The organism is Bordetella ansorpii, assembly GCF_900078705.1.
GTDB lineage: Bacteria > Pseudomonadota > Gammaproteobacteria > Burkholderiales > Burkholderiaceae_B > Bordetella > Bordetella ansorpii_A.
Genome location: NZ_FKIF01000006.1, coordinates 853,150 through 868,645 on the forward strand (window position 1 = coordinate 853,150; position 15,496 = coordinate 868,645).

At 66.9% G+C, this 15,496-nt stretch carries 16 protein-coding genes; 7 read left to right on the forward strand and 9 right to left on the reverse strand.

Features of this window, described 5'->3' with window-relative positions; genetic code table 11:
- Positions 1–119 precede the first annotated feature (119 nt).
- The 4 genes from trmB to A6745_RS14260 are packed head-to-tail and all read left to right on the forward strand — an operon-like array spanning position 120 to position 2,892.
- Positions 120–884, forward strand: a complete 765-nt coding sequence (gene trmB / locus A6745_RS14245; protein ID WP_066128116.1) for a tRNA (guanosine(46)-N7)-methyltransferase TrmB — start codon at positions 120–122, stop codon at positions 882–884.
- A 15-nt stretch (positions 885–899) separates the two neighbouring features.
- Positions 900–1,850, forward strand: coding sequence for a prolyl aminopeptidase (gene pip / locus A6745_RS14250; RefSeq protein ID WP_066128118.1), 951 nt, complete (start codon positions 900–902; stop codon positions 1,848–1,850).
- A gap of 18 nt (positions 1,851–1,868) precedes the next feature.
- Complete coding sequence (gene thiS / locus A6745_RS14255; protein WP_066128913.1) at positions 1,869–2,069, forward strand: sulfur carrier protein ThiS; 201 nt, start codon at positions 1,869–1,871, stop codon at positions 2,067–2,069.
- 46 nt (positions 2,070–2,115) lie between these two features.
- On the forward strand, positions 2,116–2,892 hold the full coding sequence (locus A6745_RS14260) for a hypothetical protein (RefSeq protein ID WP_066128120.1): 777 nt from the start codon (positions 2,116–2,118) through the stop codon (positions 2,890–2,892).
- Positions 2,893–2,930: 38 nt separating this feature from the next.
- On the opposite strand, the gene ffh is transcribed toward A6745_RS14260, so the two are convergent.
- The gene (gene ffh, locus A6745_RS14265) at positions 2,931–4,334 is read right to left on the reverse strand and encodes a signal recognition particle protein (RefSeq protein ID WP_066128122.1); all 1,404 of its coding nucleotides are present in this window, start codon (positions 4,332–4,334) and stop codon (positions 2,931–2,933) included.
- A gap of 88 nt (positions 4,335–4,422) precedes the next feature.
- On the opposite strand from ffh, the gene A6745_RS14270 reads away from it, so the two are divergent.
- The 3 genes from A6745_RS14270 to ampD all read left to right on the forward strand — a co-directional run bounded on the left by A6745_RS14270 (position 4,423) and on the right by ampD (position 6,252).
- On the forward strand, positions 4,423–5,268 hold the full coding sequence (locus A6745_RS14270; RefSeq protein ID WP_066128123.1) for a cytochrome C assembly family protein: 846 nt from the start codon (positions 4,423–4,425) through the stop codon (positions 5,266–5,268).
- 1 nt (position 5,269) lies between these two features.
- The gene (locus tag A6745_RS28695) at positions 5,270–5,548 is read left to right on the forward strand and encodes a PP0621 family protein (RefSeq protein WP_066128125.1); all 279 of its coding nucleotides are present in this window, start codon (positions 5,270–5,272) and stop codon (positions 5,546–5,548) included.
- A gap of 122 nt (positions 5,549–5,670) precedes the next feature.
- Positions 5,671–6,252, forward strand: coding sequence for a 1,6-anhydro-N-acetylmuramyl-L-alanine amidase AmpD (gene ampD / locus A6745_RS14280; protein WP_066128127.1), 582 nt, complete (start codon positions 5,671–5,673; stop codon positions 6,250–6,252).
- Positions 6,253–6,334: 82 nt separating this feature from the next.
- On the opposite strand, the gene tam is transcribed toward ampD, so the two are convergent.
- The 8 genes from tam to trbL form a co-directional block, all read right to left on the reverse strand.
- Complete coding sequence (gene tam / locus A6745_RS14285) at positions 6,335–7,108, reverse strand: trans-aconitate 2-methyltransferase (protein WP_066128129.1); 774 nt, start codon at positions 7,106–7,108, stop codon at positions 6,335–6,337.
- Between the two features lie 105 nt (positions 7,109–7,213).
- Complete coding sequence (locus A6745_RS14290; protein WP_066128131.1) at positions 7,214–8,095, reverse strand: spermidine synthase; 882 nt, start codon at positions 8,093–8,095, stop codon at positions 7,214–7,216.
- A 100-nt stretch (positions 8,096–8,195) separates the two neighbouring features.
- The gene (htpG, locus tag A6745_RS14295) at positions 8,196–10,097 is read right to left on the reverse strand and encodes a molecular chaperone HtpG (protein ID WP_066128134.1); all 1,902 of its coding nucleotides are present in this window, start codon (positions 10,095–10,097) and stop codon (positions 8,196–8,198) included.
- Positions 10,098–10,933: 836 nt separating this feature from the next.
- Positions 10,934–11,176 (reverse strand): DUF2274 domain-containing protein, encoded by a 243-nt coding sequence (locus tag A6745_RS14300; RefSeq protein ID WP_016452507.1) that lies wholly within the window; start codon positions 11,174–11,176, stop codon positions 10,934–10,936.
- Positions 11,173–12,435, reverse strand: a complete 1,263-nt coding sequence (locus A6745_RS14305) for a TrbI/VirB10 family protein (RefSeq protein ID WP_016452508.1) — start codon at positions 12,433–12,435, stop codon at positions 11,173–11,175. The genes A6745_RS14300 and A6745_RS14305 overlap by 4 nt, the downstream gene beginning before the upstream one ends.
- Positions 12,436–12,437: 2 nt before the next feature.
- The gene (trbG, locus tag A6745_RS14310) at positions 12,438–13,430 is read right to left on the reverse strand and encodes a P-type conjugative transfer protein TrbG (protein ID WP_016452509.1); all 993 of its coding nucleotides are present in this window, start codon (positions 13,428–13,430) and stop codon (positions 12,438–12,440) included.
- A complete protein-coding gene (gene trbF / locus A6745_RS14315; protein WP_016452510.1) occupies positions 13,427–14,131 on the reverse strand; it encodes a conjugal transfer protein TrbF in 705 nt (234 codons plus the stop codon). Before trbF ends, trbG begins: the two co-directional genes overlap by 4 nt.
- A gap of 18 nt (positions 14,132–14,149) precedes the next feature.
- Positions 14,150–15,484 (reverse strand): P-type conjugative transfer protein TrbL, encoded by a 1,335-nt coding sequence (gene trbL, locus A6745_RS14320; protein WP_016452511.1) that lies wholly within the window; start codon positions 15,482–15,484, stop codon positions 14,150–14,152.
- Positions 15,485–15,496 lie beyond the last annotated feature (12 nt).

A 15,496-nucleotide genomic window follows, 5' to 3' on the forward strand; every position in this document is an offset into this window, starting at 1 on the left:
ACTCCAGACGAGCCGGATCGCCGCTGATGCAACCCCGTTTTATTACCGCCGCGCCACAGGGAGCCTCATATCCCTGCGAGGCGGGACGAGACCCCTCGCCGCCCACTACAATCGGGCTCATGAACACCCGCATTCCCGAACAGAACGACTCGCCGGCCCCGTTGTCGGCCGGCACGCAGGCCGCCCTGGAGCCCGCCGCGCACGCCCCGGACAGCCCTGGCGCCACGCACATCCGCAGCTTCGTGCATCGGCGCGGCCACATCACCCAGGGCCAGCGCGACGCGCTGGAGAACCTGATGGGCAAGTGGTCGCTGCCGTATTCGCCCACCCGGCTCGATCCCGCCGCGGCCTTCGGCCGCACGGCGCCGACCATCCTTGAAATCGGCTTCGGCATGGGCGAGACCACCGAGAAGATCGCGCTGGCGCGTCCCGGCGACAACTTCCTGGGCGTCGAGGTCTTCAACGCCGGCGTGGGTTCGCTGCTGCGCCGCATCGAAGACTCGTCCATCGGCAACCTGCGCATCATCCAGCACGACGCGGTCGAAGTGGTGCGCGACATGATCGCGCCCGATTCGCTGGACGGCGTGCACGTGTACTTCCCCGATCCCTGGCCCAAGAAGCGCCATCACAAGCGCCGCCTGCTGCAACCGCCGTTCGTGGCCCTGCTGGCCAGCCGCATCAAGCCGGGCGGTTATCTGCATTGCGCCACCGACTGGGAAGACTACGCGGTGCAGATGCTCGAAGTGCTCGGCGCCGAGCCGCTGCTGCGCAATTCGGTCGACGGCTACGCGCCGCGTCCCGATTACCGCCCCCTGACCAAATTCGAGAACCGCGGGCTGCGCCTGGGCCACGGCGTGTGGGACCTGATCTTCAAGCGGGCCTGAAAAGCGGAGGCTGAAATGTTATATCCGCCAATCGAACCCTACCGTCACGGCCTGCTGGACACCGCGGACGGCCACCAGGTCTATTGGGAAATGTGCGGCAATCCGCAGGGCAAGCCCGCGGTATTCCTGCACGGCGGGCCGGGCAGCGGATGTTCGCCCGCGCATCGCCAGTTGTTCGATCCGCGCCGCTACAACGTCCTGCTGTTCGATCAGCGCGGTTGCGGCCGTTCGCAGCCGCATGCCAGCCTGGAAAACAACACCACCTGGCATCTGGTGGCGGACATCGAACGCCTGCGCACCGAGATCATGGGCGCCGAGCGCTGGCTGGTGTTCGGCGGTTCGTGGGGCTCCACGCTGGCGCTGGCCTATTCGCAGCGCCACCCCGGGCACGTCAGCGAGATCGTGGTGCGCGGCATCTTCGGCCTGCGCCGCGCCGAGATCCAGTGGTTCTATCAAGAGGGCGCCTCGTGGCTGTTCCCCGACCACTGGGAAGACTATCTCGCCCCCATCCCGCCGGAAGAACGCGGCGACATGGTGGCGGCCTACCGCAAGCGCCTGACCAGCACGGATCCGCAGGAACAGCTGCGCGCCGCCCGCGCCTGGAGCCGCTGGGAAGACAACACCATCACGCTGCTGCCCAGCCCGCGCCACCAGCAAAGCCATGCCGCCGACCGCGCCGCGCTGGCCTTCGCGCGCATCGAGAACCATTACTTCGTGCACGGCGGCTTCATGGAAGTCGATGGCCAGCTGCTGCGCGACGCGCACAAGCTGCACGGCATCCCGGGCACCATCGTGCAAGGCCGCTACGACGCATGCACGCCCGCGCGCACCGCGTGGGAACTGCACCGCGCGTGGCCGCAGGCGCGCTTCCACCTCATCCCCGACGCGGGCCACGCCTTCGACGAGCCGGGCATCCTGGCCCGCCTGATGGAAGCCACCGACGGCTATGCCAACCCGCGCGACTGACGCACTCTGACCATGGACATGCACATCACCCTGAACGGCGACGCGCGCCAGTTGCCCGCCGCCACCACCGTCATCGGCCTGCTTGAAACCCTGGGCTATGCCGGCAAGCGCGTGGCGGTCGAACGCAACGGCGAGATCGTCCCCAAGAGCCAGCACGCGCAGACCACGCTGGCCGATGGCGACCGGATCGAGATCGTGGTCGCGGTGGGCGGGGGCTGACACGCCTGCCCACGCGCCCCCGCCTTTCCACCGCTGACGCTTCCCCATGTTGCCCGATCATCTTCACGCCGTCTGCGTCGCCACCGGCGATGCCTTCGACGACATCGACATCCACCGCTTGCACAACATGCTGCAGCGCCATTGCCCGGTCCCGTTCACGCTGCACTGCATGTCAGACAGGGCACGCAACGTGCCGGCTGCCGTGCAGGTCCACCAGCCCGCCGACTGGCACGAGCTGGAGCGTCCGGACATGCGGCAGACCACCAAGAAGCTGCGCCTGTTCGCCCGCGATGGCCTGCCTGCCTCGGAATTCCTGTACCTGGATGTCAGCCTGGTCATTCGCGCCGACATGCGCGACATGCTGACGTTCGCCTTCGGCTCGCCCGCCGACCTCGTCATCGTGCGGCACTGGCGCAACGAGGGCTTCAACTCGTCCGTGATGCGCATCCGCACGGGCGCGCTCTCGATGGTGTACGACGCGTTTCGCGCGGGCGAACACTATGTACAGCAAGTCAAGGGCGACCAGGAATTCATCTACTTCAGCCTGCAGGCGCGAAATCTGCTGGACCGCACGGCGACGTTCCCGGACGGGCAGATCATCAGCTACAAGACCACCCGCCGCCTGTGCCGCAAGGATCCCCGCCGGGCGGCAAGCCGCCTGGCCCACGCGACGATCGTGAAGTTCCACGGCCGGCCGAAGCCGGCGCAGGTGCTGGGCGGTTTCTGGGAAAGCCTGCGCGCCCGGTTGCGACGCTGCGGAAACTTCGGACGGCGCGACCTGCGGAGCCACTGGCGCCTGCCGGCGCCGGACGCGCGGCGCTGACCCGAAGGCGGCGGCATCCCGCCCGGCGGGCCGCCGCGTCAGCGGCCGAACCGTCCCAGGCCTTTCATGCCGCCCATGGCGCGCATCATCTTGGCCATGCCGCCTTTCTTCATCTGCTTCATCATGCCCTGCATCTGCTCGAACTGGGACAGCAGGCGGTTGACCTCCTGCACCGGCACGCCGGCGCCGGCCGCGATGCGGCGCTTGCGCGAGGCCTTGATGAGCTCCGGCTTGGAACGCTCGTGCGGCGTCATGGAATTCAGGATGCCCTCGGTGCGGCGCATCTGCTTCTCGGCCTGGCCGCCCTGCAACTGGCCGGCCGCCTGCTGGAACTGCGCGGGCAGCTTCTCCAGCAGCGAATTCATGTCGCCCAGCTTCTTCACCTGGCCGATCTGCTCGCGGAAGTCGTTCAGGTCGAACTTGTTGCCCGACTTGATCTTCGCCGCCAGCTTCTCGGCCTCGGCGATGTCGATGTTCTTCTGGGCCTGCTCGACCAGCGACACGATGTCGCCCATGCCCAGCACGCGCTGCGCCATGCGCTCGGGGTAGAAGGGTTCCAGGCCGTCGAGCTTTTCGGAGACGCCGACGAACTTCAGCGGCTTGCCGGTGACGTGGCGCACCGACAGCGCCGCGCCGCCGCGGGCATCGCCGTCCAGCTTGGTCAGCACCACGCCGGTCAATGGCAGCGCCTCGGCGAAGGCGCGGGCCGTATTGACCGCATCCTGGCCCTGCATGGCGTCGACCACGAACAGGGTTTCGACCGGCTTGACCAGGTCGTGCAGCGCGCGAATCTCGCGCATCATGGCTTCGTCGATGCCCAGGCGGCCGGCCGTGTCGACGATCAGCACGTCGTAGTGGTGGCGGCGCGCGTGCTCGACGGCGTTGCGGGCGATGTCCTCGGGCTTCTGGCTGGCGTCCGAAGGCAGGAAATCGACGCCGGCCTGGCCCGCGACGGTTTTCAACTGCTCGATGGCGGCGGGACGGTAGACGTCGGCGCTGACCACCAGGACCTTCTTGCGGCCCGTCTTGCGGCCGTTCTGGCTGTGCTGGCCCTCGGCCAGCCAGCGGGCCAGCTTGCCGGTGGTGGTGGTTTTACCGGCGCCCTGCAGGCCGGCCATGAGGATGATGGCCGGCGGCTGCACCGACAGGGACAGCTCGCCCGAGCCTGCGCCCAGGTCGCCGCCCATCAGGCTGGTCAGTTCCTTGTGGACCACGCCCACCAGGGCCTGGCCTGGGCTGAGGCTGGATGCCACTTCCTCGCCCAGGGCTTTTTCCTTCACGCGCGCGACGAATTCGCGCACGACGGGCAGCGCCACGTCCGCCTCCAGCAGCGCCATGCGCACTTCGCGCAGCATCTCCTGGGTGTTGGCTTCGGTCAGGCGCGCTTCGCCGCGCAGCGTCTTGACCACGCGCGACAGTCGTTGGGTTAGGTTATCGAGCATGAGTGAGAGGCGTTTCGCTTAAACTAGCCGGCTGAACCGAAGCATCTGGGGGCGTCACCGCCCCCGGCTTCCATCCAAAATGGTTTCTATGTCACCAGGCATTGTATTTCACGCCGGGGCCGCCCTGTCCTACGCGGTACTGGGCGCCGTGCTGGCGGGCCGGCTACGGCAGGGTGCGGGCAGTGTCGAACAGGCAGGCCGCACGGCCCGCCTGTGGCTGCTGGGCGCCCTGGTGCTGCACGGCATCGGCCTCTACGAGGCCATGCTGGGCGACGGACAACTGTTCGTCGGCTGGGCGCTGGCCCTGTCGGCGGCGGTCTGGCTGGGCCTGGTCGTGTTCTGGCTCGAAAGCCTGTTCGTGCGCCTGGACGGCCTGCAACTGCTGCTGGTGCCGGCGGGCATGCTGGTCTCGGCCCTCGCGGCCCTGTTTCCCCAGGGCGTCTTCGTCCAGCATGCCGGCAGCGCCTGGCTGCGCGCCCACCTGCTGGTGGCGCTGGCCGCCTACGGCCTGATCACCATCGCCGCCCTGCAGGCCACGCTGATGGCCCTGCTCGACCGCCATCTGCACCGCCCCCAGGAGGCGCCCGGCCAGCGCGGCATCGTCGGCCGCATCCTCGACGTGCAGCCGCCCCTGCTGGTGCAGGAGCAACTGCTGTTCCGGGTGATCTGGATCGGTTTCACCGTGCTGACGCTGGCGGTCTGCCTGGGTTCGCTGGCCTCGCTGTCGCTGACCGGCCGTGTGCTGCCCTTCGACCACAAGACGGTGTTCACCCTGTTGTCGTGGCTGACCTTCGGCGTCTTGCTGCTGGGCCGCCACATCCATGGCTGGCGCGGCCGCGTGGCGTTGCGCTGGACGCTGACGGGCTTTGCCCTGTTGATCCTGGCCTATACCGGCAGCCGGTTCGTGCTGGAAGTGATTTTGCATCGAGGTTGAAGTGGGCAAGCTGCTCTTGTGGGTCCTCATCGTGCTGGCGGCGCTGACCGTCTGGCGCATCATCAATGCGCGCGCGGCGGCGCGCATGCGCGACGAACAGCGCGCGAAGAACCCGCCTGCCGCCGCGCCGCGCGGCGGTGGCCGTGCCGTCGTGCCCGCCGAATCGATGGTGCGCTGCGCCCACTGCGGCATCCACCTGCCCCGTTCGGAAGCCCTGCTGAGCGACGGCCGCACGTGGTGCAGCCAGGAGCATGCCCGCCTGGGGCCGCGGAAGAACTGATCCCCGTCTGCAATACGGGCAAGCCCTAACTCCGGAAAGGCCGCAAAGTGCCTTTTTGCAGGGCTTTTTGCATCCCGGCGCGCCCCCGGCATAATGACTGCTGGATCACTACCGAGTCGCCTATGCATTTGCATCTTGATCGGCACGGCTGGCTGATTGCCGGACCCTCCGTTACGCTGTTGCCGTCTCCGAACGTCGATCGCCGCCCCGCCGGCACGCAAGTCTCGTTGCTGGTGCTGCACAACATCAGCCTGCCCCCCGGCCGCTTCGAAGGCCCCTGCGTGGCGGACCTTTTCCTGAATCGGCTGGACTACGGCGCCCACCCCTGGCTGGAACGCCTGCGCGGCCTGCGCGTGTCCGCCCACTTCTTCATCCGCCGCGACGGCTCGGTCATCCAGTTTGCCTCCACCGACGCGCGCGCCTGGCATGCCGGCGTGTCCCGGTTCGGCAGCCGCGAGCGCTGCAACGATTTCTCGGTGGGCATCGAACTGGAAGGGGCGGACACCGTGCCCTACACCGACGCGCAGTACGCCACGCTGGCGAAGCTGACGCGGGTACTGCGCGCGCGCCATCCCATTGCCTGCGTGCGCGGGCACGAACACATCGCGCCAGGACGCAAGACAGACCCGGGCCCGGCGTTCCGGTGGTCGCGTTTCGGACGCGAAGCGGGCTTGGCCCGGCGGGCATTGCCACCCGGCGGTTGAAGGCACGCGCCCGAGACGGGCAAGCCCCGGCCCGATCCGTCCAACCGCATCCGCGCCCCGACGTATCCGGACCCGCGGACGGCTATCGCGTCGCGACGATGAACAGGCGCGGGAACGGCAACAGTACGGTCCCGTCCGGCAAGGCCGGATAGGCCTTCGTGATCTCGGCCTCGTAGCGTGCCAGGAACCCGGCCTTCTCGTCCTCGTCCAGCTTCGCCAGGTACGGGCGCAGCGCGCTGCCCTTGAACCACTCCACCACCGCCGCGGCGTTCTCCAGCGGGTGGTAGTAGAAGGTGCGCCACACGTCCAGCTCGGCGCAATGCGGCTTGAGCAGGGCGTAGTACCAATCGGCCGGCGCACGCGGCTTGCGGTTGGCGTTCGACACCTTCGATGCCCACGGCCCTTCATCGGCCACCTGCCGGATCAGGCGGTGCGCGGGCTCATCCCAGTTGTCCGGGGTCTGCACCGCCAGGCAGCCGCCCAGCGACAGCCTGTTGATCAGGCTCGGATACAGCGTCTCGTGGTCGGGCACCCATTGCAGCGAGGCATTGGCCAGGATCACGTCATACGGACCCGGATCGTCCCATTGCGCGATATCGGCCACCGTGAAAGTGTGCGACGGCATCCGCTTGCGGGCGGACTCGATCATGTCGGGCGCGCTGTCCACGCCGCCGACGCGCGCGTCCTTGAAGCGCTCCGCCAGCACCTCGGTGGAATTGCCCGGCCCACACCCCAGGTCGATCGCGATACGGACTTCCCGCTCGGGAATCGCCGCCACCAGGTCGCGGACGGGACGGGTGCGCTCGCGCTCGAACTTCACATATTGGCGCGCGGATTCCTCGGTAGACCAATTCATGGCGGTGCTCCTGTTGCGGCAATCAGAGGGGGGATGGGGGTGTGAGCAGCGTACGCCTGTCCGGCAAGGCTTGCCAGCAATGGCGCCGCACAGGGCAACAACGTGCTAGCCGCCGTCGCGCAGCAGGCGCGTGCCATCCGGAAAGCGGAGACCGCGGTCGAAGCGCTCGCGTTCGTGCGTCACATCGACGCCATACGGCGCCAGGGGCTTGGCCCAACGCTCGGCATTGCGCTTCAACGCCGCGTCATCGGGCAGGGGGCCATTGACGGCGATGATCACGCGATTGTTGGCCTTCAGGTTGAAGAGCGAGGGGAACGCACTGGCATACGTGGCCGATTCGCGGTCGTAGAACTCGCTGTTGGAGAACGTGTTGGCCGCCGCCACGCCATCCGGCGACAGCAGCGCGCGCACCTGCCGCAGGAACTCCAGCGTGGTCATGTGCCGGGGAATGTAGTCGGCGTCGAAGGCATCGATCAGGATCAGGTCGTACTGCCTGCCTTCGCGCACGGCGCCCTCGACGTAGGCGCGGCCATCCTGGTGGTACACCTTCAGCCGGTCGGAGGGGTGAAAGCCGAACCACCCCTGCGCCACGCGGTCGACGGCGGGATCGATCTCCACCACGTCGATCCGGGCCTTGGGCAACACCTCGGACAAGGCCTTGGGCAGCGTGCCGCCGCCCAGGCCGATGATCAGGATGCGGGAAGGATCCGGCTGCGCCAGCAGCGTCGCCATCATCATGCGCGTGTAGGCGAAAGGCATGCGCGCCGAGCCATCGGTGTAGATGCAGGTCTGGCGGGCGTCTGCGTCGGCCTGGCCGAACGAGATGCAACGTTGGCCGTCGTCGGTCTCGTAGACCACCACGGGCGCGTATTCGGACAGTTCGGTGTGCAGGACCTGCAGCGCGGCGGCCGGGGCGGCGGCGAACAGGCAAGCCAGCGCGGCCAGTATTGCCGCGGCCCAGCGGCGCGCAAGGCTGGGAAAAACCATGGACGATCCTCCGGTGGAGTACGCCCAGCAGTATGGCATGGCGGATGGTATCGCGGGCGCCCTGGGGCGCCCGCGATGGTCACGACAACGGCAGGATGGCTTACGCCTTGAGCAGCAGCGCGTTCATGCGCTTGACGAAGGCGGCCGGGTCGGCGATCTGCGCGCCCTCGGCCAGCATGGCCTGATCCAGCAGCAGGCGAGCCCAGTCGCCGAACTCGTCATCCGACGCATTGCGGATGCGGGCCACCAGCGCGTGCTCGGGGTTGATCTCCAGCACGGGCTTGACGTCGGGGGCTTCCTGGCCAGCCGCCTTCAGCATGCGCAGCAGGTGCGGGCTGAGCTCGTTCTGGCCGACCACCACGCACGCCGGCGAATCCACCAGGCGCAGCGTGACGCGCACTTCCTTGACCTGGTCGGCCAGGGTCGACTGCAGGCGCTCGACCAGCGGCTTGAAGTCTTCGGCCACTTCGGACTGGCGCTTCTTTTCTTCCTCGTCGGCCAGCTCGGCCAGGTCCAGGCCCCCCTTGGCCACGGATACCAGCGACTTGCCGTCGAATTCGCGCAGATAGGACAGCATCCATTCGTCCACGCGGTCGGCCATCAGCAGCACTTCGATGCCCTTCTTGCGGAAGATTTCCAGGTGCGGGCTGCTGGCGGCCGCCGAGAAGGCGTCGGCCGTGACGTAGTAGATCTTGTCCTGGCCTTCCTTCATGCGCGACACGTAGTCGGCGAACGACACGGTCTGCGTGGCCTCGCCGGTGTGCGTGGACGAGAAGCGCATCAGCTTGGCGATGCGTTCCTGGTTGGCGATGTCTTCGCCCGCGCCTTCCTTCAGCACCTGGCCGAACTCGGCCCAGAACGCGGCATAGTCTTCCGGCTTGTTCTCGGCGATGTCTTCCAGCAGCGACAGGACGCGCTTGGCCGACCCTTCGCGGATGGCGCGCACGTCGCGGCTTTCCTGCAGGATCTCGCGCGAGACGTTCAGCGGCAGGTCGGCCGAATCGATCACCCCGCGCACGAAGCGCAGGTACGAGGGCAGCAACTGTTCGGCGTCGTCCATGATGAAGACGCGCTTGACGTACAGCTTCACGCCACGGCGCGCGTCGCGGTCCCACAGGTCGAACGGCGCGTGCTTGGGCACGTACAGCAGTTGGGTGTATTCGCTGCGGCCTTCGACGCGGTTGTGCGTCCAGGCCAGCGGGTCGTCGAAGTCGTGCGAGACGGTCTTGTAGAACTCGCGGTACTGCTCGTCCTCGATCTCGCCCTTGCTGCGCGTCCACAGGGCATTGGCCTTGTTGACGGACTCGAGTTCCTCGGTCTTGGCCTGCTCGCCCTTCTCTTCGTTCCATTCTTCCTTGGCCATGCGGATGGGCAAGGAAATGTGGTCGGAGTAGCGGCGCAGGATCTCGCGCAGCTTCCAGCCGTTGAGCAACTCGTTCTCGTCCTCGCGCAGGTGCAGCGTGACGTCGGTGCCGCGGCTGGCGCGCTCGGCCTCGGCGATGGTGAACTCGCCCTGCCCGTCGGACTCCCAGCGGATGGCGCTGGTGCTGCCCGCGCGGCGGCTGACCACCGTGACCTTGTCCGCCACGATGAACGACGAGTAGAAGCCCACGCCGAACTGGCCGATCAGTTGCGCGTCCTTCTTCTTGTCGCCGGTGAGCTGGCTGAAGAACTCGCGCGTGCCCGAACGGGCGATGGTGCCGAGGTTGGCGATGGCTTCATCGCGCGACAGGCCGATGCCGTTGTCGGAGATGGTGATGGTGCGGGCATCCTTGTCGTAGTCGACGCGGATGGCCAGCTCGCTGTCGCCTTCGAACAGCTCGGGATGGTCGATGGCCTCGAAGCGCAGCTTGTCGCAGGCGTCGGAGGCGTTGGAGACCAGCTCGCGCAGGAAGATTTCCTTGTTGCTGTACAGCGAATGGATCATCAAGTGCAGCAACTGCTTCACTTCGGCCTGGAAACCCAGGGTTTCGGATGCGGAAGAGGCGGCGGATTGGCTCATGGCGGTCCGGAAAAAGTCGGTGGAGGGTTGGGAACGTGTTGCGATGCAAGGTCGCCGACGGGTACGAGCCCTGGGCGACGCAGGCAAAGACGTGGGGACGGGGGTGGGGGTTTTCAAGGGGTGGACGGGGGGTTCCTGGGCGGAAGGCAGAAAAGTGCCGGCCGGGCGGGACACCGGGGAAAAGTCTGCTTATAATCTACGGCTTCGCATCGCTTGCCGCGCCCGTCCGGGCCCAGCGGTGCCTGCCTCGGCAATCCCCTTGCCGACGCTGCCCGAGTGGTGAAATTGGTAGACGCAGGGGACTCAAAAATAGGGACTTCTACGTAGTTCTTGCTTGAGGTCACTGCCTGCCAAGCCGCATGGGACAAGGGATTGAGTGATAAATCGCCTCTTGATCGAGATGCCTGCATTTCGAGCCAGGAGTCAGCTAGGAGCCAGGACGATGCAAGCTGGCTCCCAGTGAGGAGTAGATAGTTGAAGTAGCATCGTGCGTCATGCCCGAGTGGTGAAATTGGTAGACGCAGGGGACTCAGACCAAATTTGAGCCCTCCGGGGGAAACCCCAGAGGTGAAGCCCGTCAAACTCGGCGAAGGCCCTGGACGCAAGTCCGAGCTAATACCGAGCCAAGCCCTGGAGCCGAAAGGCTCCTCGGAAGGTGTAGAGAGCAGACGGCGGGCACCTACGGCCGAAAGGCTATGGTGAAGGCGTGCTCCAGCCCACGAACGCCGTTTCTTCGGAGACGGCGGCGGCGAAAGCCGAAGTGGGAAGAAAATCCCCCGCCGCAAGGCGTGCCGGTTCGATTCCGGCCTCGGGCACCAATTCAAGAGCCGCCTCTGTCAAGCAGAGGCGGCTTTTTCGTTCTTGGTCTGCGTGCGCTTGAATCCTCGATCCCCCGCCATGAAGGTTTCCAGCATGTACGGGATCAGCATCGTGGCATCGACCGCCTCCCCATACGCCTGCGCGTACAGCGCGGCATAGCGGTCAAGGTCGGCTTTCAGGCTGACCGAGCACGCAAAGGTTAGCTTCGTGGACTCCAGCTTGGGCAGCGGCCCCAGCCGCAATTTCTTCGTCGTGCTCATCGCATCGCCCCCCGCTGGAAGAACATCGGCTGGTACGGTCGCAACACCAGATCGCGGTTGACGATGATCCGCACCGGCAGGCCCGGCCGCTCCGTCAAGGTCGGCTGAATGTTCATGTTGCGCCGGGTCATCTCCTGGCCGACCTGATTGATGCTGTCCTGCGCGCTGTCGCGCCCGGCAATCACGATGCGGTTGCCGTTCTGCCGGTTCTCCGGCGCGGCCAGCTCCGCGCCCACGCCCAGCAGTGTCGTCAGCGCCGCACCGGCAAAGACGCGATCCCAGTGCCAATCGACGCCATCCTCCAGGCCGGAGTAGCCGGCCGGGTCGGCGCCCGCGAGGTTGTCGAGCTTCAGCGAAGACGTATCCGGCAAGATAATGCGGTTCCACACCACCTGCACGCGGCTCTGCCCATAGCTCATCTGGCTGTTGTACTTGCCCATGAGGCGCGAGCCCTGAGGGATCAACAGAAACTTGCCCGTGGCCGAGTCGTAGACCGGCTCCGTCACCGTGCCAATCACGTCGCCCGGCAGGTCCGACTTGATGCCTGTCACCAGCGCCCCGGCGATCACCGTCCCGGCCATCATCTGGTACGGCGAGGCTGGCATTTGCAGATTGCCAGAATTGCGGGTTTCCGTAGAACCGCCTTTCAGGAAAGCCTCTTTCTGGTCTTGCCGGTTCTGCACGGCGGTCGGGTCGGCAGGCTGGGCAGCCGTCGAGGCCGGCCCAGCGGCCAGCGGGTCGAAGCCCGCCAAGGTCGATGCCGGGCCAGCCGCTTGCGCAGTCGCTGGCGCTGCGGTCTTGCCGGGCGTACCAGAATGGAAGAACACCGAGGAAGCCGCTGCCGCTTCGGCTTCCTTGCGCCGAGCGTCCTCCGGGTCGTGGCCCGGTGGCGCATACGTGGGTGTCACCGGCTGCTGCGCCTTCACGATGGCAGGGCCGAGATCGCCCGGCAGCGGCGGCCCCAGCTCCGGCACCTTCCGCAGCTTGGAGTAATCCGAAGGCAGGCCATCCAGCCCCTCGGACTTCGAGACGCGATCCACGTTGTAAAGCTCGGTCTGCTCGCCTGCGCCGCGCCGATGTGGCTGCAATGACCAGATCGTGGCCCCTAGCACGGCGACCGACAGGCCGCCCGTGAGCATGGCCAAGGTGCGCCGATTCAGGCGTGTGACCGGGCGCGGCTGGGCGCGCAGCGCCACCGCCTCGGGCGCGACCTTGCCCGCCTGTGGCGTGCCAAGATCGCGAGTGTCGTCCTGGCTCATGGTCAGTTCCTCCGCGTGCCACCGGAAACGCCATCGGTGCGCTCGATCCGCACCACATCGCCCTTGTCTCCGCCCAGGCGCAGTTCGGCCGCACCGAACAGGCGATCCACGATGTAATACGGCGACCGAAAACGGTAGTTCACCAACTGCCCGTCGCCCTGCGCGCCGATGACGAACAGCGGCGGCAGCTCGCCCTGCGCGATGCCCGGCGGGAACTGGATGTAGACCTTCCCGCCGTCATCGAAGGCGCGCAGCGGCTTCCACGGCGGATTGCTGCCGCTGACCGCGTAGCGGAAGCGGATCTTCTCCAGCGACAGGCCGCTATCGACCGGCGCGACGGCGCTGGCCGCTTGCGCCTGGCGCTGCAGGGCCAGCATCTTGTCCTTCGGGTACTCCCAGGACAACGACGCCATCCACGTCTTCTCGGTCGAAGTCAGCTCCAGCAGGTAGGTGCGCCGGCTGGTGGTGATGACTAGGTTGGTCTTCAACCCCGAGCGGATCGGTTTGACCATCACATTGACGCGCAGCGCATCGCCGCTGCCGCTCGACGTGTCCCCGACGATCCAGCGAACCGTGTCGCCAGCAGCCACCGTCACCAGCTCCTCACCAGGCTGGAGCGCGATCACCGTCACGCGGCCCACGGCCGCATAGACCTGATACAGCGCGCCATCTGTGAAGGGCCACACTTGAATCGCGTTGACGTAGCCCTCGCGCGTGGGCGCAATACGCGCCTCGGCGTTGGCGCGAGACACGCGCACGGTTTCATCGGCGGGTTCTGCGACGGACTTGGCATCCGGCACAGGTTTCATCTGCGCTGGCATCGGCAGCACCTGCGGCACAGCCACTACCTCCACAGGCGTAGGCGGCTCCGGCAGCGGCTGGGCCTGCACCGGCTCATCGAGCGAGATGGACGGCGGCGGCTTGCCCTGCGTAGCGCAGCCCGTGAGGGCAAGCAGCATGATCGGCAAGGCGGATTTACGGAAAAGATCATTCATGGTTTTGCTCCTTCGTTCGCTTCCAGTTCGCGGCTCCACGACAGCCCGTTGGCGTAGATGCCCAGGGGGTTTTTGCGCACGCGCTGCTCGGTGCGCGGCGTCTGCTGCACGATGGACACCACGGCGTTCCAGCGTTCGGTGCGATCCAGCGCGCCGTTGACGAAGCGCGTCTCCGTCCAGCGCACGTTGAACGACGTGTCGCTGGCGCGGGTCACGCTGCTGATCTGCACCGTCACCGACTCCTTGCCGATACGCGCGAACGGATCGTTCACGCGGGCGTACTCGTTGAGCACCACGGCGCCTTTGTCGGTCGTGTAGTCATAGGCATCGAGCCAGTTCTGCCGCACCACGATGGGGTCGATGGACAGCGAGCGCACCAGACCGATGAAGCGGCCGAGGTGGTAAGCAATCTGCGCATCGCTGGGCCGGTACGGCGTGGCCGCTTCGCCGACAGCGCGCACCTGACCCGAGTTGTCCACCTCGATGACGTAGGGGGTGACGATGGACTGCGCGGAACGCCAGACCAGGCCACCGGCCATCAGTACGGCCAAAGTGAGGCAGCCGAAGGCCATGAACCGCCAGTTCTTCGCCTGTACGCGGGCCGAGCCGATGCGCTCGTCCCAGGCCTGGGCGGCGGATTGGTACGGGGTAGCAGGCTGCGGTGTGTTGGCATAGCGCACCTGCGGTCTTTTGAATCGCATGGGAGTTCTCCTTCAAGATCAGGAATCGGAATCACGCAGGCTTGGCCCCTGGCTGGAGCTGCCGCCGTCGCCGCCGCGCAGCGTGTGGGCGGCGGTCGTCGCGGCATGGGTGAGTTGCTGCCTGCGGTGCAGGCGCTTGGCCCAGGCGGGTTGTTCGGCAGACGGAGCCGATCCGCTAGCGTCAGGGTCGGCGTGCGCGGCGCCGGAGGCCGGCGCGTCATCGGGCCGAAAGGCCGCCGCCATGCGTTCCTTCATCGACCGCGCCCCATCGGCGACTTTCTGCCCGGCCGCCTGCGCGCCGGTCTTGGCAACATTGCCCACGCCGGCGGCGGCACCCTTCAGGCCGCCACCGGCCGAAGTGGAGCCCGCCTGGTACGTCGACTTGGCGCTGCTGGCGGTCGATGCCATCGAGCGGGCGGCGGCGGGTGCCATGCGTGCCCCGGCCGCCACTGCGCTTCCGACGCCGGTAGCCGCGGCACCGACCGCCACGGCGGTTCCGGCTGCGCCGATGGCAGCACCGGCCATCGCGCCCGCGCCGAGCTGTGGCCCACCGGACACCAAGCCTGTCGCAATGCCCGGCCCAAAGATGCCCAGGGCCAGCATGGACAATGAGGCCAGCATGATGACCAGCGCCTGGTCGATGGACGGCTCGGAACCGGGCGGTATCCTGAATTCGGCGAACAGCCCTGAGCCGATACCCACGACGACGGCGAGCACCAGCACCTTGATGCCCGAGGACACCACGTTGCCCAGCACCTTCTCGGCCATAAACGCTGTCTTGTTCCAGAGGGCAAACGGCACCAGCACGAAGCCCGCCAGCGTGGTCAGCTTGAACTCGATCAACGTGACGAAGAGTTGCACCGCCAGCACGAAGAAGCTGACGATGACCACCAGCCAAGCGAGAAATAGCACGACGATGGGCGCGATGTGGATGAAGACCTCCGGGAAGCCCGCCATCTCCCGGATCTGGTCGAGGATGGGCGCCGCTGCGTCGATACCGGCCTTGGCCAACCGTCCCGGCTGCAGGAAGTTGCCCATGCTCAAGGTCGAGCCGCTGGCCGTCAGGCCCAGCCCGGCGAATGAGCGGAACAGGATGCCCGCCAGGGTGTTGAAATTGCCGATGATGTAGGCGAAGGCACCCACGTACAGCACCTTGCGGATCAGCTTGGCGATCACGTCCTCGCCCTGGCCGGTGGCATGCCCCATCGCCCAGAACAGCCCGGCGAGCGTCATGTCGATGACGATCAACGTTGCGGTCAGGAACGCCACCTCGCCATGCAACAGTCCGAAGCCCGAGTCGATGTAGCGCGAGAAGATGTCGAGGAAGCGGTCAATGACCGAAACGTCGTTCATGGCCTGGCTCCG